The organism is Parendozoicomonas callyspongiae (assembly GCF_023502345.1).
Classification (GTDB): Bacteria; Pseudomonadota; Gammaproteobacteria; order Pseudomonadales; family Endozoicomonadaceae; genus Sansalvadorimonas; species Sansalvadorimonas callyspongiae.
The window spans coordinates 1-18,965 of record NZ_JAMFLX010000029.1; the positions used below are offsets into that span (position 1 = coordinate 1).

The following is an 18,965-nucleotide window of genomic DNA, read 5'->3' on the forward strand; positions in this document are numbered from 1 at the left end:
AACATTTCCTATGTTTCTATTGTAAACCCGGATCATTCCAAAAACAGCCAGTAACTTTTGATGTCAATCACTGCTGTTAGACAGTCTTGCACTATTGTTTGCAACCAACCTGAACTTAATAGAAATCTACAGTTCCAAGAGCCAGGAGCCAGGAGCCAGGAGCCAGGAGCCAGGAGCCAAAGCACATGATCGAACTTAAAATAATCAGAGTTAGAACACAACCTACTCCCAAGGATGAGTCTCGATTTATAAATGAAACAGAGAAAAAAATACCCAATCCAGGAGTTAATAGCACAAGAGGGAAACACATAGCCCAAAGACATGCGTCGGAATGGCTTAATTACGGTAACCCAGACGATTGGGATGTTGAATTTGAGAGTGCAGTATTAAATACTGTCGACAATCTAAAAATCGGACAAATGAAGCCGTCTGATATGATTGAGCATTTTGAAAAAGTAAGATACACAATAGCCCATAAAAGAAAAAACGCAGACACTTATGAATTTGGTTTACGAAGGGACACTATACCATGCTCCTCTCCGCTTGAAATACATAGCTATACACAAATAATTCCCAGCGAGCTGACATATGGCTACGCTCTGGAACGCGCAATAACAATACCCTACGACGGAAAACACTTTATAGAATCACAAAGTAATAATGGAAAATATTGGGCAGATAATTCTTTTTATAAACGTGAAAAGCAAGGCCCCTTGAGATACGGTCTGGTGCAAGGCTTTATAAATGGTGACCCAATTCCGTTAACGCAATATGTTTATTGTTCCAGAACAGAAAAACACAGACTTTATGAAAGTGAAAAATGGTTTTCGGAATTAGAAGTGGATTATATTGGAGATAACAAGGAATCAGCGATATGGCTGCACACTGGTGCTGATCAAATACCTGTTGTATTAAAACATATACAAGAATTAATTGATAAAGCCGTAGCCGGAGATTTAACCGTTATTCCAAGAATACACTGGTGGTACGTTCATCTTACCCCAGTCTGCAGAGGCTCTGGAGGAATAGCAGAAATGCTGACAAATACATTGTGTCGATTGAATGGGGTTGATTTACCAAGATGGAAAGATGGTGTAGCTCCGTCCGTTGAAACTCTGTTAGAACCAAATGAAGAGAAATTCTGCGAAAATTATCACAAGCTTTTTGCTTCTGAAGACTCTCTGAATAATTTGTTTACAAGCCCCTTGAATCTAAAATAATGTCAAGGGGCTTGAATCACAATCAAGAGCCCGGATGGCTATTTATTGCCGCAGAGTTGCACCAAGCTCAGCAGACAACGCATCAATAATTGAAGCAAACAGCTCATTCACTTCTTCATCCTGCAGAGTGCGCTCGGCATGACGCCAGGTTACACCCAGAGCCAGACTCTTCTTACCCTCTTCCACGCCTTTACCGCTGTAAACATCGAACAGGCGGATATCACGCAGCCACTCACCGGCCTTGCTGCGAATGATCGCTTCAACATCAGCAGCTGCGGTTGCCTGATCCAGTACCAGAGCCATATCACGGCGAACTTCCGGGAACTTGGACAGAGCCTGGAAGCTGGTTACTTCACCGGCTGTCAGGACATCAGCGGAGATCTCAAACAGGAAGACACTGGAATCAATATCCACTTCCTTGGCCACTTTCGGATGCAGGGCACCGATCACACCGACAACATTGCCATCACGCACGATCTCGGCACACTGGCCGGGATGCAGGCATGGACGCTTGGCGGCACGGAAACTGTATTGATCAGCATTACCAACGCGCTTGAACAGGGCTTCCAGATCATCTTTCAGATCGAAGAAGTCAACGTCAGCGTTATTGCCATGCCAGCTTTCTGGATGACGGGTTCCACAGACAGCACCACCGAACCACAGATCCTGGGTCAGCTTGTCACCCTTGCGCAGGAAGATTTGGCCGGATTCAAACAGACGCACACGACTCTGTTGACGGTTCAGGTTATGGCGAATAGTAGAAACCAGACCCGGCATCAGGCTGGTACGCATCACAGACATATCCTGTGAGATCGGGTTGGCCAGATGCTCAGGCTCACACTCAGGATCAAACAGTTTGTGCAGCTTGGGATCGATAAAACTGAAGTTAATCGCCTCACGGTAGCCACGGGCCACCAGCACACGACGCAGCTCCATCAGATCCACATTAGCCTCAGGAATCGGCTTCAGGCGCAGCTCTGCAACAGGAATGGTGTTGGGCAGATTGTTGTAACCGAAGATACGGCCAACTTCTTCTACCAGATCTTCCTGAATGCTGATGTCGAAACGCCAGCTTGGCACAGCAACATCCCATTCAGCCTCTCCATCAGAGCCGTCCGTAGCGGTCAGTTCCAGACCCAGGCAGGACAGCAGCGCTTCAATACGCTCGCAGGGAATTTCCAGACCCAGCAGATCAGTAACCTTCTGCTGACGCAGCTTAACAGTCGTTGCTTTGGGCAGAGTTTCTTCACAGGCCACTTCAGAAACAGGGCCAGGCTTACCACCGCAGATTTCAATAATCAGCTGGGTAGCACGCTCGATAGCCTTACTCTGCAGCTGGTAGTCCACACCACGCTCAAAACGGTGGGAAGCATCGGTATGCAGACCGTAAACACGGGCCTTACCGGCAATGGCAATCTTGTCGAAGAAAGCCGCTTCCAGGAAGATATTCTTGGCGTCAGCGTTAACGCCGGAGTATTCACCACCCATAACGCCGGCGATACCCAGGGCCTTCTCTTCGTCTGCAATCACCAGAGTCTTGCTATTCAGTTCCTGCTCGGTGCCGTCCAGCATCAGCAGTTTTTCACCCTGCTCGGCCATACGCACATGGATAGCGCCGGACAAACGGTCCAGATCATAGCCGTGCATTGGCTGACCCAGTTCCAGCATCACGTAGTTGGTGACGTCAACAACGGGATCGATGGAGCGAACACCGGAACGGCGCAGACGCTCAACCATCCACATTGGAGTCGCGGCCTGAACGTTGACATCACGGATGACGCGACCAACAAAACGTGGGCAGGCTTCCGGAGCATCCAGCTCTACAGGGAACTCATCATCGATTTCAGCCACAACATCCTGGAATTCAGGAGCTTTTACTTCGGTCAGGAAGTTAGCGGAAACCTCACGAGCCAGACCGGCAATACCGAGGCAGTCACCACGGTTCGGAGTCAGGTCGACATCAATAATGGTGTCGTCCAGCTGCAGGTATTCACGGATATCCGCGCCAACAGGCGCATCCAGAGGCAGCTCCATAATGCCGTCAGCACGCTCACTGGCCAGACCGATCTCATCATCGCCACACAACATGCCGAAGGATTCTACGCCGCGCAGCTTGGCTTTCTTGATCTTGAAATTGCCGGGCAGAACCGCGCCAACCATGGCAAAAGGAATCTTGATACCAACGCGTGCGTTAGGAGCACCACAAACCACCTGGAACTCTTCAGATCCATTGGTCACCTTGGTGACACGCAGCTTGTCTGCATTGGGGTGTTGCTCACAGGCAACAATTTCACCAACCACAACACCGGTAAACTCAGGTGCTACGGCTTCATATTCGTCCACTTCCAGGCCAGCCATGGTGATCTTGCTGACCAGCTCTTCGGTGCTCGCTTCCGGGTTTACCCAGCTGCGCAGCCACTGTTCGCTGAATTTCATGCTTTTCTCATCCTTAATCTCCTCTTAAGACAGGAGACCGGGTCAATCTATCTCGTCAGTTCAGAAGGTGGTTTGGCTTACTTGAACTGTTCCAGGAAGCGCAGATCGTTCTCGAAGAACTGGCGCAGATCGTGGACACCATAGCGCAGCATGGCAAAACGCTCGACACCCAGACCGAAAGCAAAACCGGTGTACTTCTCAGGATCCAGACCAGACTTGCGCAGGACATCAGGATGCACCATGCCGCAGCCCAGTACTTCCAGCCACTTGATGGAACCGTCTTCTTTACGGCCCCACTCGATATCCATCTCAGCGGAAGGCTCAGTGAACGGGAAGTAGGAGGGACGGAAACGGATTTCCAGATCACGCTCCAGGAAGACCTTCATAAAGTCAGACAGCAGGCTCTTCAGATCAGCAAAGCTCACCTTCTCAGCCACATACAGACCTTCCACCTGGTGGAACATGGGGCTGTGGGTCTGGTCGGAATCGCAGCGGTACACCTTGCCGGGGCAAACGATAGCAATCGGCGGCTCACGGTTTTCAGCCACATAACGCTCCATGGTACGGATCTGTACCGGGGAGGTGTGGGTACGCATCACGGAGCCATCCTTCATATAGAAGGTATCGTGCATGGCACGGGCCGGATGGTGATCCGGAATATTCAGTGCTTCAAAGTTATGGAAGTCGTCTTCGATCTCAGGACCGGACTCCACGGTAAAACCGATAGCGCGGAAGTATTCACTGATCCGCTCCATGGTACGGGTCACAGGATGAATACTGCCGACATCTTCACCGCGACCAGGCAGAGTAACATCGATAGATTCTGCCGCCAGCTGGGCATCCAGGGCGGCCTGCTCGATAAACGAGCGACGCTCGTTCATAGCGGCCTGAACGGTCTGCTTGGCTTCGTTGATCTTTGCTCCGGCTTTTGGCTTTTCTTCCGGAGACAGGTGACGCAGGCCCTGCATCAGCAGGCTGATTTCACCTTTTTTACCCAGGTACTGAATACGTACCTGATCCAGGCTGGCGGCATCACCGGCAGCCGCGACAGCAGCCAGTGCTGCGTCGGTCAATGCTTGGAGGTTTTCCATGGAATTACTTAACTTACTCGTTAACTGCCCAGTTACCCGTAACCACCACACTCCTTCAAAAACTCAAAAAATGAAATTCTCAAATGAGTGGACTCTCATTTCCAGAACCCGGGTTTCAGCGCCGGAAAACAGAATTAGCAGTTTTTAAACAATAAAGCGGTCAAGTGTACATAAGATCGGGCAGCAAGACTATGTACCTGCTGCCCTTTTGGGCTTTTTCAGACTTACTGCAGCTGACTTTTGATTCGATCAGCGAATTCATGCACATATTTTCGCTGACACTCTTTCTTCGGGCAATCCTGCCCGCAGATCTCAGTTAATCGTTTTACTGCGGTTTCAGACTCAGCACCCAGTGCGACCAGAGTACAACTCAGGACAATAGCTGAACGTCCCAGACCATTGCGGCAATGAACCAGAACATTCTTTCCCTGCTTCACCTGATGGGAAAGATCCGTGACAAAGTCACTGAATTTTTGCCGGTCTTCGTCCCGGGGGAAGCTTCGATATTCACCTTCAATTGGGTATTCACGTAACTCAAGCCCGCTGGCCTCAACAACCTCCCGGTAGTGGCTGACATAAAGCTTTTCCTTCAGCTCATCCTGAGGCACAACACTGACAATAATATCAACCCCCATTCTGGCAATATCAGCAACATCCTTGCACAGATCACGATTGAAGTAGTAAAGACGCTTAGAGCTGGCATCGAATCGTCCCGGACAGATCCCCAAGCCCAAGACAGCCTTTAACATCAGTCTTTACCCAGTAAACCCTGTAAGGCAGTTCTTCAGAAGTATCTGCCTGTAACCCTCAGTACGAAAACCCTGACCAACAGCAGAAAAAAATCAGCCCATGAAAACACCTGTTCATTGTGAAGCCACTAACAAAAGAGACAGAGTCACCATCAATCTGCTCATGCAGTGGACTCGTGTTAGCAAGTCATTATGGTATTCTTGCCAAACTACAAATCTCAGCATCTGATAGCCATGCACACGGAAGATATTGACCTCTTTTTTGATGAAATGTCCGGGGTCCAGCCACTGGCACCAGCAAAACGGGCGACCATTAAAGCCGAACGAAAAGATACCCCCGGCCAGGAGGAGCGCCGCCGGGCGGCCGCTGAAGAACTGATTGACCCCAACCCTCTTTCCATGGAACTGCGCAAACGTCTGCAACCCCACGATTTTCTGTTCTGGAAGGAATCCGGTGTTCAGGAGGGCGTTTGGAAAAAGCTGTGTCTGGGTAAATACAATATGGAAGCCAGTCTCGACCTGCATCTCTTTACTGTTAAAGAAGCCCGCCAGGAGCTGCACAGCTTTTTAAAGAGCTGTCTGGAAAATGGCATTCGCACTGTTCTGATTCGCCATGGACGTGGAGAACAGGGGGCTGAAAAAGCCACAATCAAAAGTTATACCAACCAGTGGCTGCTGGAACACGACCATGTACTAGCATTCCACACAGCCCAGAAACAACACGGGGGAACCGCAGCTGTATACACCATGATTCGTAAAAATGCTGACGCCCGCAATGAAAACCGAGAACAACACGCACGAAGGAATCACTAATACTAAGCGCCCTTGCTATTTGGGCGCACTTCACCCCAGAAATATACGCTTACAACACCTACCACTTTCCCTTACAAAACCAAAAGAAAGCACAACTGGAAAAAGATTTTCTTTGACCTGCCGCATCAAATTCCTTGCACACTGGTAAAATTCATGGGATACAGCGCCCTTAATTTTCTACCAACCGTAAATTGCTATGACCAACACAGGCCTGCAACAAAACACTGCCGGTAATAAATTCCGATGGATAGCGGTAATCTTTATGGTTTACCTGCTACTCGTTGCTGTCGGCATGATCGGCAGCGGCTTCAAATGGGCGTCAGGTGGCGCTGAAGGTGCGCGACAGCTATTTGCATTTGCAACAAACCCGGTTATGGGTCTTGTTATTGGTGCCTTTGCTACTGCACTGGTTCAGTCATCCAGTACCGTTACCTCCGTTATCGTAGGCCTGGTTGCCGGTGGACTTCCGGTTCCCACTGCGATTCCCATGATTATGGGTGCCAATATCGGTACGACTGTGACCAACACCCTCGTCAGCATGGGCCATATCGGTAAGAAGAAAGAGTTTCGTCGTGCATTCTCAGCAGCGACCGTTCATGACTTCTTCAACCTGTTGGCAGTGACAATATTCCTGCCACTGGAAGTGTTTACCGGATTCCTAAGCAACATTTCCGCGAACCTTACCGGGTTCTTTGTCAGCGATACCTCCCTGAGCATCAAGGGTTTGAACTTTATCAAGCCGCTGACCAAGCCTGTTGTTGGCGTTTTTAAGGATCTCTACACCACCCTGCCCGATATCTGGGGTGGCGTTGCACTGGCGCTAACAGGTCTGGCCCTTATCTTTATCTCCATCATTATGCTGGGCAAACTGCTTAAGGTACTGATGGTTGGCCGCGCCAAGCAAATTCTGCATCGCGCAATCGGTCATGGCCCAATGACCGGTATTACTTCCGGCACACTGATGACCATTGCCGTCCAGTCTTCTTCTACCAGTACCAGTCTGATCGTTCCCCTGGCAGGTAACGGTCTGTTTAAACTGAAGGAAATCTACCCCTTCACACTGGGCGCCAACATTGGCACCTGTATCACAGCACTGCTTGCTGCAACAGCGGTTGAAGGCAGCATGGCTGACCATGCCCTGCAGATTGCCCTGGTACACCTTACCTTTAACATCTCGGCTACAATTTTGATTTACGGCATTCCATTCCTGCGCAATATTCCGCTGCGAACGGCACGTCGATTTGCCCAGCTGGCCAGCCGACACAAGTGGGTAGTGTTTGCCTATGTCATCGGTCTGTTCTTTGTTCTACCAACTGTTTTGATTACACTGACCGCTTAATGGAGTAGATCATGACGTCTATGCAGGAATACAAAGCACACAGAAAAGCCCTGAAGGCTCAAATCAAGGAAACCAAGGCTCTGCTGACTCAGCTCGAGCAGGAGCTTGAGGAAGAGCGTGAAGAGATGCAGCACGAACAGGTGGAACACCTTGAGGAGTACATGGAGAAGGCCCAGCCTCACCTCGAAGACCTCAAGACCCTCAGTACGTCAGCCCTCTCGGATTTTAAGGATTCACTTCACAATCTGATGGAGTGGCTGAAAGGCAGCAAGAGTAAGTAACTCTCCTCTTACAGAGCAAAAAGGCAGAAGGTAAGACCTCTGCCTTTTTTGTATCGATTCCCACTCAAATCCTCCTTTGACCTTGGTTTAACACTACCCCAAAGGCTAATGACAGCCTCACCCGCCCCTTACAAAACTGATAAGGCAACAAGATCAAAACACCTAAGAGCCTGTTCATAATCTTATCGCAGGCTGCAAATGCCGAATAAAAGCAATCAAAAGCTACCAGAAAAAAGAGCCTAGCAAACAGCAACCGTCGGAAAAAAATGTACCCCCTGCCCGGCTAAGCAAGAATTTCATAATTCCCCTGCAAGACAGGGAGTTGAATTCAATTTCTCCCCGAGACATCAGGGATGAATTCAAGATAACTTCAATGGACCAGATAAAAACATTCCTTACGACTACAGCCAGATACACCACAGCCGGTGCCGCAGGTGGCGCAATCACGGGAGGCATGATTGGTCTGGTTATTGGTCTGGTTGAAGTATTGCAGTGGGTGCGGTTATCGGCGGTGGAATCGGTCTTGCCAGGGATGCCTGGACCGGCGTCAAGCGGGCTAGCCGCCTGACGCCAGCTCCAAGCCCGGGACTGGTATCTTGCTTCCGCATTCTTTTTCATACTCACTCTCCAAACTGTCCTCAAAACTCCTGCAGCTATGCGTCGAAGAGCACCCAGTTTGGTTTAGAACGCTGAGATGGCACACCAGGGTTGAATGAACGGCTCGGCAAGGCTAAAGCACAAACACGTCACAAGCATATTTGGAATGTTGGAACGTACTATCATATACCTCCTCAGAGAGTGGAGAATTTTAAGCTCTAGGCTCCAAAACATGAAAACACCAGTATTTCTTAGATTACTGACTCTGGCAGTATTTCTCTGCATCACTCTCAAATCAGGTGTGACCTTTTCAAGCCCAAAAGGGAAAGGAAGAGCGCCCACCCGCCCCTCCGAATCAGTCTCCACCACAAACGACCATGAGCAGGTAGCCCCATCATCTTCAAAGAAACTACTTTTTGATGACTCCAGGGACATCAGGAAAATAGGCCTTAACACTTTAAAGGCCGTATCTCAGCCGAGAATAAAACAAGATGGTGATTGGCAACTTGACCTTGGGAAATACCATTCCTCCTCAAAACACTTAATCACCCTGAGGAGGCAGAATAGGACACTCCTGACAAGTGCAACGTACTTTGCTGATCCAGAGAACAAAACAAGAGGGGGGAAATGTAATCGATATATAAGTGAAGCTTTTCCCATCAGTGTCCATAACACCACCCCAGATTACAATCTTTTTCTTTGTGTTGAATATGTCACTGAACTCCTGGAATATAATAACCAGAGAAGCGTTTCACCCATACTCCATACACTGCGGCTTACCGTTTATGCGACACCGGTTTCTGATGGTTTGAAAACATTTTTAAACGAACGGAATCGCCAACTTACTTTAAAATTTATCTTTACTAGAGCCAATCAATCAGATACCAAAAAACCTACCATCAGGCTGATAGTGACACCTGAAAGTATCCTCTTTACAGAAAAAAACAGAGAACGGTCAGACCGGAAAGCTTATTTAAAAAGGTCACCAAACAATTATGCTATTTATAATATTCCACTAACCCCGGACCACAGGAGTACCATTGCTTACTGCAATCAAGAGCTGGATGAAAGACTCCAAAAAGCAGACACAAAACTCGACATTGCAGGGGAGCTTGATGGCGTTCGCTCGGTATTCCGGGAAGATGAAACGTTCCCTGGTTTTTTTCCCGTAATCAATACCAGCTTAATTACTGCCTTCACATTGCATTACATGAAGCTTTCAGAGGACGAGACTGACCAGTTTTACACTATTTTCAAAATTGTTGATATGAGCGGGTTATCGCTCCTGAATGATGACAGAGAACCGCTGGTTTGGATTATCCGCAAAGGCTCCTCTCTTTATGGAAGGAGGGACTTTTTAGAACTGTATGATAGCAATTTCTTATATTATAATCGTTCAGAAGAAGTCATATATGAAAAAACAATCACTGCCCCCGATTCTGTCAAGCCAGAAGTGGCTGTTTCAACTACCAGCAAAGGTCAGCAAAGTGCTCCCCCTCCTCAAGCACCGTCGGTAGAATCAAAGACCAACAACCTAAAAAAGCCTTTAACATTTCCAGCAAACCTTCTTCTGGCATGCTACGGAATGGTCAGGCAAGTGGGCAAACTGATTTTAAAGGCTATTCCAGACTGGGTAAGTCCACGGGAGACTGATTGGCAGATTGACCTAAAAAAATACCTCTGCTCTTCCAAACACCTCATAACCTTGAGAAAGGACAATGGGATGATCCTAACTCGTGCTACATACCTTGCTGACCCTGACAACAAACGAAAAGAGGGGAAATTAAATCGATACATTAGTGAAGGCATCCCCATCACCGTTCATAGCAATCCCTTCTTCCTCTTTCTCGCTACTGAGTATGCAACAGAACATCTTGAATTTAACCAGCCTAAATCCATACACTATTCAAGTTCTATGCTCAAAACACTTCGACTTACGGTTTATGCGACGCCAACCTCTGAAGGGTTAAACCCATATTTAAATCAGGGGAATTGCCAAATTGCTTTCGACTTTAACTTTACAAGAGCCAATCATACCACTTCCAATACGCCTACCTATATGTTGAAGGTAAGACCGCAAAACATCTATTACATCAAGCACAATGCAAGCCTGACAGCAGGGAGAACTGGCCAATCAAAGCGATATACCACTTACAAAGTTCCATTGGCAACCGCACATGCGGACGCGATTATTAAGCACAACATACAATATGATGCGTTTTTATTTAGTGGCAAACCGTTCCTCGCTTTCAGATATTTTGACAGACAACCTTCAAAAATTCGGGCTAATGAGAAGCAACCCGGGTTCTTTCCCGTAATCAATGTCAACATGATTACTGCCCTTACAACGCACTACATGAAACTTTCTGATATTCATGAGATTGATAAGTTTATCATCAACATCATTGATGAGAATGGAGTCGCGAAACCGCCCTTTGATCAGGAGCCGTTGATCTGGCTTGTCGGCCATCAAATTGACTATTCAACAGGCAAGTTGCAATATCACATGTATTTGAACGATACCAAGCAACCGGTTTTATTTGAAAGAGAAGCTACAGATCCCGACTCCCTGAATACCGAATAAAATATGACTCTGATGAGTTTGCCTGTTAGGTTTTCAAACATAAAAAAGGAGCTCTTGAGAGCTCCTTTTCTGATCAGACTGGTTGTCCGGCTAAATTAAGCCAGAGCAGCCTTGGCCTGTGCAACGATAGCAGCGAAAGCCGCTTTTTCGTGAACAGCCAGATCAGCCATAACCTTACGGTCGATCTCAACGTTAGCCTTCTTCAGACCAGCGATCAGACGAGAGTAGGTCATGCCGTTTATGCGGGCACCAGCATTGATACGGGCGATCCACAGGGCACGGAACTGACGCTTGCGCTGACGACGGTCACGGTAAGCGTACTGACCCGCTTTAGTGACAGCCTGCTTGGCAACACGGAATACGCGGGAACGCGCACCGTAGTAGCCTTTGGCCAGCTTCAGAACTTTTTTGTGACGACGACGGGCAACAACACCGCGCTTAACTCGAGCCATTTTACTTTCCTTTAATTAACCAGTCTGAATTAACGTACGCGCAGCATGCGTTCTACCAGCGGCTTGTCCGCTGCACTTACCAGAGAAGTGCCGCGCAGCTGACGCTTACGCTTGGTAGTCATCTTGGTCAGGATGTGGCTCTTGAAAGCGCTCTTACGCTTGAAACCGCTAGCGGTTTTCTTGAAGCGCTTTGCAGCACCAGAATTGGTCTTCATCTTTGGCATGATTTGACTCCGCATTCAAAGGCCCGGCCTGAGTTCATTGCCGACTCAGGTTAGGCAGCATAAATATGAAAGTAGACGAGTGAAGCGGAAGCCTGAACCGGCTTCCGCAGCAAAACATTACTTCCGCTTTTTAGGCGCAATTACCATGATCAGCTGACGACCTTCCATCTTTGGACGCTGTTCAACAGTACCCAGTTCTTCCAGGTCTTTTTCAACCCGATTGAGCAGCTGCATTCCCAGTTCCTGGTGGGCCATCTCCCGACCGCGGTATCGCAGGGATACCTTGGCTTTATTGCCTTCTTCAAGGAAACGTATCAGGTTGCGTAGTTTTACCTGATAATCTCCGTCTTCAGTCCCAGGTCGGAATTTAACTTCCTTGACCTGAGTCTGAACCTGCTTCTTCTTGGCAGCCGCCTTCTGTTTCTTGTCCTCATACAGATGCTTACCATAGTCCATGACCTTGCAGACCGGCGGCACGGCCGTCGCATTGATTTCTACAAGGTCAAGGGCCGCTTCTTCTGCATGTGCAAGGGCATCCCTCAGCGGAACAATACCGACCATTTCACCATCGGCACCTATCAGTCGTACTTCTTTTGCACGAATATTCTGATTGATCGGGGCACGAGGTGCTTGCTGCCGACGGTCCCGCGGATTCGAACGTTTGATTGCTAATTCTCCTGTTTAGCCAACAGATTTATTGTTACGGCTGCGCTCTTTCAATTCTGCTGCCAGCATTTCTTCGAAGGCCTCAACAGTCATGCTGCCCAGGTCTTCACCGGAACGCGTGCGCACTGCAACAGAACCAGATTCAACTTCCTTATCGCCCACAACGAGCAGGTAAGGCACTCTTTCAAGAGTGTGCTGGCGGATTTTAAAGCCGATCTTCTCGTTTCTCAAGTCCGCTTTCACTCGGAAACCACTGTTTTTCAAGCGTGCTTCTACATTTTGTACGTAAGATGCCTGACTGTCAGTGATATTCATGATGGCTGCCTGGGTCGGAGCCAGCCATGCAGGGAAGCGACCTTCGAAGTGTTCAATCAGAATACCGATGAAACGTTCGAAGGAACCGAGGATAGCACGGTGCAGCATAACCGGAGTTTTGCGCTCGCCATGTTCATCTACGTATTCTGCCCCCAGACGGCCAGGCATGGAGAAGTCAACCTGGATGGTACCGCACTGCCATACACGGCCAATGCAGTCCTTCAGGGAGAATTCCACCTTCGGGCCGTAGAACGCGCCTTCACCTGGCAGTTCTTCCCAGGGCAGACCTGCAGCATCCAGAGCTTCAGCCAGAGCTTTCTCGGCTTTATCCCAGATTTCGTCAGAGCCTACACGCTGCTCAGGACGGGTGGACAGCTTGTAGATCAGGTTTTCTTTTTCAAAACCGAAATCAGAGTAAACTTCATGCAGGAAGTCGATAAACTCAGAGACTTCAGACTGAATCTGATCTTCAGTCGCGAAGATATGGGCATCATCCTGCACAAAACCACGGACACGCATAATACCGTGCAGCGCACCTGAGGCTTCGTTACGGTGGCAGGAACCAAATTCTGCCAGACGCAGAGGCAGATCACGGTAACTCCGCAGACCCTGGTTGAATACCTGTACGTGGCATGGGCAGTTCATCGGCTTCACCGCAACCACACGCTCATCACTCTTGAGAGTGAACATGTCGTTACCGAACTTGGAAGCGTGACCGGACTTCTCCCACAGGGAAATATCAACCAGTGACGGTGTCTTGATTTCCTGGTAACCGCGCTCCATCTGCTTCTGGCGCATGTACTGTTCCAGGGACTGGTAAATATTCCAGCCGTTTGGATGCCAGAACACCATACCAGGGGCTTCTTCCTGCAGGTGGAACAGATCAAGCTTTTTGCCGATCTTGCGGTGGTCACGCTTTTCCGCTTCTTCCAGACGGTGCAGGTAAGCTTTCAGTGCTTTTTTATCAGCCCAGGCTGTCCCGTAAACACGGGTCAGCATTTCATTGCTGGAGTCACCACGCCAGTATGCACCGGCAACACGCATCAGCTTGAATGCTTTCAGCTTGCCAGTCGATGGCACGTGGGGACCACGACACAGGTCTTTCCAGCTACCTTGCTGGTACAGGGAAATTTCCTCGCCTTCCGGCAGGTCTTTGATAATCTCAACCTTGTAGCTTTCACCCATGCCGTCAAATTCTTTAATGGCATCTTCGCGAGATTTTACGACACGCTGGATAGCGATATCTTCTTTCGCCAGCTCCTCCATACGCTTTTCAATCCTGGCCAGATCCTCCAGATTGAAAGCACGCTCGTAAGCGAAGTCGTAGTAGAAACCGTCTTCAATAACGGGCCCGATTGTCACCTGGGCACCAGGGAAAATTTCCTGGGTTGCCATGGCCAGCAGGTGGGCAGTGGAGTGACGGATCACTTCCAGACCATCTTCATCACGACTGGTAATAATACTCAGCTCAGCATCATTTTCAATGACATGGGAGGCATCAACCATACCACCATTGACGCGTCCGGCAAGTGTTGCCTTGGCCAGACCGGGGCCAATATCCTGCGCAACTTCCATTACAGAGACAGGCTGACCAAACTCGCGTTTGCTACCGTCGGGAAGGGTAATAACGGGCATAAAACAATTCACCTTCTTGATGTTATCTCAGTGGCAATCCAGACCAGGGACTGCATGTTCAGTTTGCAGTGGCAGCCCTTACCAGGAGCTGCATGCTGACGCTCGTATTCACAGACCTGAGAGCCTGCCAGGAATTATTCGATAAGGAATCGGAAAAAACGTGGAAGCGAACAGAGCGTATAAAGTTGACGACCCATACCAGAGGCCGTAACTCTTTGATTTATCATACTCCTCATTCCTCTTCACTGCCACTTTCCGCTGAATTGCCTGACACCAGATTTTCCTTGGTAAGGAGGCGCCATGGTGTTCTCAGATTACCGGAAGTTCCTGCCAGCATTTTTTTATGGCATATATACCCTGCCGATCCGGATACCAGTCAACCGTCGCAAGAATTTTCCCGGAGCGGATGGCAGCAAGAACACACTCCTCCCCGTCAAAGCCGGTAATTAAAACCTTGCCTGGCTTAACCAGGTCAGCGGCCCGTAAAGCACCCAGAGCCATATCATCATTCATGGTCATGATGGCATCCAGATCGAGGTATTTTTCCAGTAGCTTCATGGCCACAGACTCAGCCCGCTCTCTATTCCAATGGGCCGCTTCCACAGCTATGACTTTGAGCTTATTGCTTTTCAGCCACCCGCGTGCAACCCGCAAACGTTCATAAGAAGCCTGGTGCCCGGGCGGTCCGGCAATAATTGCAACCTTGGCGCCTGCGGGCAGACGTTGGACAAGAAGCTGAGCCAGAGCGCGTGAAGCTGAACCATTATCCGGGCCAACCCAGGCATAATCAGACGTTGCCGCCCCAAACGTTCCTGATCAAAACGGCTGCCAATATTCACAATAGGAATCCCTTTCCTTTTTGCCTGCACTAACTGGCCAATCAGTCCGCTTCCACCTGAAGGGGCAATAATCAGACCATCAACCTTTTCAGCCACCAGCTGTTTGAGCCAGATACGCTGAGAGGAATCATCAGTATTTCCCAGTGCTCCCCCTGACAGAATTCTGCACTGCCCACTACTGCGACAATATTGCCGGGCATATTCTTCAAGCTTCTGGTAAGCGGGCTGCTCCAGTCCACATAGAACCATGCCAATAACCGGTATCTTGATAGGGGTAACCGGAACATCAATTGTTTCGAGAACCTTTGTTTCAGAACGTGCGGGACTCGTCAGTCCATACCAGACCAGCAGGCCTGTCAGGCATAAAAAACAACGAAAACAGCTGCGATCTGGAGAAAACACGGTCACACCAACGACTCCCTGGCACGCAAAACGCCGCTAGTGTAGCCCCCAAAAACACGTAGAACCCTATGATTTCTGTGGTTTTTTTAGAACGTTAGCACCACGTTCACGTAACAAATTCACATAAGTTTATTAAGCAAACCTGCAAGTGCCGTGAATTTTTCTATGCTTACTGACCAGCATCAGCTCCCTGAAACCGGATCATCTGATGCTGAACGGCTTTAAACACAACGATGCAGTCTGACCAGAGAGAGGTAAACAGGGCAGCTCATGAGTATGTTACAGAAATCAAGGCACTGGCTGGCACCACTGTCCATCATGTTGCTGGGCAGTACGGTACTGCCCGCCTCTGCCGACAGTACAGGACCCGTTGAAGTCACCCCTGCCGGTGCCAGTGTCCGAGCAGATAGCAGTGGTGACATACACCTTCGCGTCAGCCGGGAACTGCTTACCGGCTCGCCGGAAAATCTCCGTGAAGCACTTCTGGATGTCATCCTTAATGACAGAAACCATAGCGCTCAGCCAGTCAGTATAGACGACGATGGTAAAATTCATTATCTCGTTAGCTTCGGAACCAATCAGGCGGGTAGTCATATCCACCTCAAACCACTTCCATCGGAAGCCAAACTCGAGGACGCCATTGCCAACGCCGTAACCGGCCTTTCGACAATACTGACGCTCTCTGTCGTTGATGGAATAAGCCGCTGGAGAAATCTCAGTGAAGACAAGTACCTCAACCTGAACTACAAGAAAGCTGGTGAAAAACACGGTTATTACCGACAGAATGCAGATGACCAATACCTTGATGCCAGTAACAATGTAATTCCGGATATCAATGTAACCTCGCCACATATCGACTGGGTGGAAGGTGACAACTTCGCTCAGGGGCTGGCGCGTAACTATGCCAACCAGGCAGTTCTGGTTTCATCATTCCTGCATGGCGATGCGGTCAAGGATATGGTTGCGCACCAGGTAGGCCCGAATGAAACCGGCAGAACCAGCTGGACTGATATTCTTCCAGATCTCTCCAGCACCCTGGCCATGGGTTTTTCTGGTGGAGGCCTGCGCTACCTGCAGGACTACCCCAAGTATGACGGTATTGACCATAGAGCCCTTGGAAAGGGAAGAACCGTTCTGGACCATGTCTCCATGTACAACATGAGCAGTACAACCAACACCATGAGCCGTTCTATTCGCAAATTCCATGAGGCATTATTGAATGATGTCACGGAGCTTGATGACGGAGTGGTAACAAAAATCGCTCAGGTTGCTCCCATTCTGGAGGGAGCACTGGCCCTGGCAGCCCTGAACTACTCAGGCTATGCAGGTCCTGATGTGGACGACTCGAACTCTTACCTACAAAACTTTCTCCCTGTATCCGTCGCGATCACTGCCATTTACAACTTCCGCGACCTGACAGCTGATCTTGCAACCGAAGCGGCTGGAGACAGAACTCTAGGTGAATTTGCAGCTACCGGTGCACTATTAGCCAGTACTGCAATACCCTACCTGCTGGGAGATAAGCTGGGTAGCTATAAGGATCTGGTTCTCGGTGAAACAGCTGAAGCCAGTGGTTTCAGTCTAAGCATGGCCATCGGCATGACTTTGAACAAAGCCATTGGCGGAGATCCATCTTCGACTCAGACAAGACTGGTCAATGCATCCTCAGGTCTGGCAATTGCCCTGGTCATGCATACACTGCAAAAATATCTGCCAGTTAAGGATGACTCCGGCACACTGATGAAAGATTACCTGAAGCCGGTTCTGGGCAACGCCGCCACGGGTACCGTCATCATGAACACTCTGGATCTGCTATCCCTGGCCAAGGATGAGTTGATCAAGCCATATCTTGTAGCGCCCCTGCTCGACAAGATGGGCGCGAGCAAGCCTGCGTCTGCCCAACCAGCCCTGCGCCTGAGAGCCCAGGTCACCAGCAAGGCTCCTCTTGCTAAGGGCTGATGAATGGAGCAGCTAAATACTGAGACCTTTTCGTCTTTTTAGAAGGAAAATGTCTCGAAATAGTTAAAAATGCAAAAGTCCGGGCTAAAAAACCGGGCTTTTACTTACCAGTGCTCCCAAGCTGGTACAGCTCTGATAGAATGCCTGCTTTCATCTTGCCCGATACAAGTAAACGGAATGACAGACTCGCGTCCAAACACCAGCGACTATGAACAATTGTTCCTCAATGACACCCCCCTTCTGGATGTGCGTGCTCCTGTAGAATTTGAAAAAGGATCTTTTCCTCAGAGCCAGAATCAGCCTCTAATGAACAATGAAGAACGGCAGAAGATCGGTACCTGTTATAAACGCTCAGGGCACGATGCCGCTATGGCTCTGGGCCACTCTCTGGTGAATGGAAAAATCAAGGCAGATCGGATGGCAGCATGGATTCAGTTCACAAAGGAAAACCCTGACGGCTACCTTTACTGTTTTCGTGGTGGAGAGCGTTCCCACCTGGTTCAATCATGGCTGAAAGAGGCCGGCATTCATTACCCTCTGGTGACCGGCGGCTATAAGGCCGTGCGTAGTTTTCTTATTGAGCAGCTCGAAGAATCGATCGAGGAATGCAATTTCGTCATACTCGGCGGCAAAACCGGCACGGGAAAAACACGTCTTCTGGAACACCTGCCCAGTTACATCGACCTGGAAGGTCTGGCTAATCACCGCGGCTCCAGCTTCGGCCGCAGAATCGGAGGGCAACCCAGCCAGATTGACTTCGAAAACAGGCTGGCCATTGAGTTTATCAAAAGCAGAAATGCAGGTCGGACAACTATCGTTCTGGAAGATGAAAGCAAACTGATTGGCCGTTGCTGCCTGCCTTTATCACTGAAAGAAAAAATGCAGAAAGCGCCAATTATTCTGTTGGAAGAAGATCTGGAAACCCGGGTACAGATCACCTTTGAAGAGTATATCGAGCAGAACCTGTTCGATAATATCTGCGCCCATGGAAAAGATACCGGTTTTGCAACCTTTGCCGATGACCTGCTGGCCAGTCTCGACAGGATCCGTAAAAGGCTTGGTGGTGCAAGGCATCAGGAGCTGAGAACTATTATGGAGGAGGCCCTGCTGGAGCAAAGGGATCACAATCGAAGCCAAAAGCACAGGGACTGGATACGAACCCTTCTCAGAGATTACTACGACCCAATGTATGAGTTCCAGCTGGAACAAAAATCCGGCCGTATCACTGACTGCGGCAACTGTCGGCAATTGCAACAAAAATACAGTAACGCCAACCTGAACAAACTGTTCTCGGAATAGGGGTTCCCACCATGATACCATGAACACACCCTGTTTTACTCACCCGAAAATAATGCGCACATGG

Annotated in this window: 16 protein-coding genes; 7 read left to right on the forward strand and 9 right to left on the reverse strand. The window is 49.2% G+C overall.

The features are described 5' to 3' along the window. Positions 1–185 precede the first annotated feature (185 nt). Positions 186–1,220, forward strand: a complete 1,035-nt coding sequence (locus M3P05_RS17045; protein ID WP_249701260.1) for a hypothetical protein — start codon at positions 186–188, stop codon at positions 1,218–1,220. Between the two features lie 42 nt (positions 1,221–1,262). On the opposite strand, the gene pheT is transcribed toward M3P05_RS17045, so the two are convergent. The 3 genes from pheT to M3P05_RS17060 all read right to left on the reverse strand — a co-directional run bounded on the left by pheT (position 1,263) and on the right by M3P05_RS17060 (position 5,496). Next, positions 1,263–3,656 (reverse strand): phenylalanine--tRNA ligase subunit beta, encoded by a 2,394-nt coding sequence (gene pheT, locus M3P05_RS17050; RefSeq protein WP_249701261.1) that lies wholly within the window; start codon positions 3,654–3,656, stop codon positions 1,263–1,265. 77 nt (positions 3,657–3,733) lie between these two features. Continuing rightward, complete coding sequence (gene pheS / locus M3P05_RS17055; protein WP_249701262.1) at positions 3,734–4,747, reverse strand: phenylalanine--tRNA ligase subunit alpha; 1,014 nt, start codon at positions 4,745–4,747, stop codon at positions 3,734–3,736. Between the two features lie 224 nt (positions 4,748–4,971). Then, positions 4,972–5,496 (reverse strand): phosphatase domain-containing protein, encoded by a 525-nt coding sequence (locus M3P05_RS17060; protein WP_249701263.1) that lies wholly within the window; start codon positions 5,494–5,496, stop codon positions 4,972–4,974. A 192-nt stretch (positions 5,497–5,688) separates the two neighbouring features. Here M3P05_RS17060 and smrA point away from each other — a divergent pair, with 192 nt between their 5' ends. The 4 genes from smrA (at position 5,689) to M3P05_RS17080 (ending at position 11,110) form a co-directional block, all read left to right on the forward strand. Next, the gene (gene smrA, locus M3P05_RS17065) at positions 5,689–6,309 is read left to right on the forward strand and encodes a DNA endonuclease SmrA (RefSeq protein WP_249701264.1); all 621 of its coding nucleotides are present in this window, start codon (positions 5,689–5,691) and stop codon (positions 6,307–6,309) included. A gap of 196 nt (positions 6,310–6,505) precedes the next feature. Further along, positions 6,506–7,648, forward strand: a complete 1,143-nt coding sequence (locus M3P05_RS17070) for a Na/Pi symporter (protein WP_249701265.1) — start codon at positions 6,506–6,508, stop codon at positions 7,646–7,648. A gap of 11 nt (positions 7,649–7,659) precedes the next feature. Further along, on the forward strand, positions 7,660–7,929 hold the full coding sequence (locus tag M3P05_RS17075) for a hypothetical protein (RefSeq protein WP_249701267.1): 270 nt from the start codon (positions 7,660–7,662) through the stop codon (positions 7,927–7,929). An 829-nt stretch (positions 7,930–8,758) separates the two neighbouring features. Continuing rightward, complete coding sequence (locus M3P05_RS17080; protein ID WP_249701268.1) at positions 8,759–11,110, forward strand: hypothetical protein; 2,352 nt, start codon at positions 8,759–8,761, stop codon at positions 11,108–11,110. A gap of 95 nt (positions 11,111–11,205) precedes the next feature. Here the strand turns inward: M3P05_RS17080 and rplT are convergent, their stop codons facing one another. From rplT to M3P05_RS17110, 6 genes are all read right to left on the reverse strand, one after another. Continuing rightward, complete coding sequence (gene rplT / locus M3P05_RS17085) at positions 11,206–11,562, reverse strand: 50S ribosomal protein L20 (protein WP_249701269.1); 357 nt, start codon at positions 11,560–11,562, stop codon at positions 11,206–11,208. Between the two features lie 29 nt (positions 11,563–11,591). Next, complete coding sequence (gene rpmI, locus M3P05_RS17090; RefSeq protein WP_249701270.1) at positions 11,592–11,786, reverse strand: 50S ribosomal protein L35; 195 nt, start codon at positions 11,784–11,786, stop codon at positions 11,592–11,594. Between the two features lie 117 nt (positions 11,787–11,903). After that, a complete protein-coding gene (gene infC, locus M3P05_RS17095) occupies positions 11,904–12,452 on the reverse strand; it encodes a translation initiation factor IF-3 (RefSeq protein WP_249701302.1) in 549 nt (182 codons plus the stop codon). A 15-nt stretch (positions 12,453–12,467) separates the two neighbouring features. Then, a complete protein-coding gene (thrS, locus tag M3P05_RS17100; RefSeq protein WP_249701271.1) occupies positions 12,468–14,402 on the reverse strand; it encodes a threonine--tRNA ligase in 1,935 nt (644 codons plus the stop codon). A 309-nt stretch (positions 14,403–14,711) separates the two neighbouring features. Next, the gene (locus M3P05_RS17105) at positions 14,712–15,146 is read right to left on the reverse strand and encodes a substrate-binding domain-containing protein (RefSeq protein ID WP_249701303.1); all 435 of its coding nucleotides are present in this window, start codon (positions 15,144–15,146) and stop codon (positions 14,712–14,714) included. Further along, positions 15,032–15,649, reverse strand: coding sequence for a type 1 periplasmic-binding domain-containing protein (locus tag M3P05_RS17110; RefSeq protein ID WP_249701272.1), 618 nt, complete (start codon positions 15,647–15,649; stop codon positions 15,032–15,034). The genes M3P05_RS17105 and M3P05_RS17110 overlap by 115 nt, the downstream gene beginning before the upstream one ends. 264 nt (positions 15,650–15,913) lie before the next feature. Between M3P05_RS17110 and M3P05_RS17115 the strand changes: the two genes are divergently transcribed. Together M3P05_RS17115 and mnmH are read left to right on the forward strand one after the other, a co-directional pair. Continuing rightward, positions 15,914–17,602 (forward strand): hypothetical protein, encoded by a 1,689-nt coding sequence (locus M3P05_RS17115; RefSeq protein WP_249701273.1) that lies wholly within the window; start codon positions 15,914–15,916, stop codon positions 17,600–17,602. Between the two features lie 177 nt (positions 17,603–17,779). Next, complete coding sequence (gene mnmH / locus M3P05_RS17120) at positions 17,780–18,901, forward strand: tRNA 2-selenouridine(34) synthase MnmH (RefSeq protein WP_249701274.1); 1,122 nt, start codon at positions 17,780–17,782, stop codon at positions 18,899–18,901. Positions 18,902–18,965 lie beyond the last annotated feature (64 nt).

What these genes read in the sequence shown, in the direction of transcription:
- M3P05_RS17045 (WP_249701260.1), top strand. Translation starts at nt 186, where the DNA reads ATGATCGAACTTAAAATAATCAGAGTTAGAACACAACCTACTCCCAAG.
- pheT (WP_249701261.1), bottom strand. Translation starts at nt 3,656, where the DNA reads ATGAAATTCAGCGAACAGTGGCTGCGCAGCTGGGTAAACCCGGAAGCG.
- pheS (WP_249701262.1), bottom strand. Translation starts at nt 4,747, where the DNA reads ATGGAAAACCTCCAAGCATTGACCGACGCAGCACTGGCTGCTGTCGCG.
- M3P05_RS17060 (WP_249701263.1), bottom strand. Translation starts at nt 5,496, where the DNA reads ATGTTAAAGGCTGTCTTGGGCTTGGGGATCTGTCCGGGACGATTCGAT.
- smrA (WP_249701264.1), top strand. Translation starts at nt 5,689, where the DNA reads ATGGTATTCTTGCCAAACTACAAATCTCAGCATCTGATAGCCATGCAC.
- M3P05_RS17070 (WP_249701265.1), top strand. Translation starts at nt 6,506, where the DNA reads ATGACCAACACAGGCCTGCAACAAAACACTGCCGGTAATAAATTCCGA.
- M3P05_RS17075 (WP_249701267.1), top strand. Translation starts at nt 7,660, where the DNA reads ATGACGTCTATGCAGGAATACAAAGCACACAGAAAAGCCCTGAAGGCT.
- M3P05_RS17080 (WP_249701268.1), top strand. Translation starts at nt 8,759, where the DNA reads ATGAAAACACCAGTATTTCTTAGATTACTGACTCTGGCAGTATTTCTC.
- rplT (WP_249701269.1), bottom strand. Translation starts at nt 11,562, where the DNA reads ATGGCTCGAGTTAAGCGCGGTGTTGTTGCCCGTCGTCGTCACAAAAAA.
- rpmI (WP_249701270.1), bottom strand. Translation starts at nt 11,786, where the DNA reads ATGCCAAAGATGAAGACCAATTCTGGTGCTGCAAAGCGCTTCAAGAAA.
- thrS (WP_249701271.1), bottom strand. Translation starts at nt 14,402, where the DNA reads ATGCCCGTTATTACCCTTCCCGACGGTAGCAAACGCGAGTTTGGTCAG.
- M3P05_RS17115 (WP_249701273.1), top strand. Translation starts at nt 15,914, where the DNA reads ATGAGTATGTTACAGAAATCAAGGCACTGGCTGGCACCACTGTCCATC.
- mnmH (WP_249701274.1), top strand. Translation starts at nt 17,780, where the DNA reads ATGACAGACTCGCGTCCAAACACCAGCGACTATGAACAATTGTTCCTC.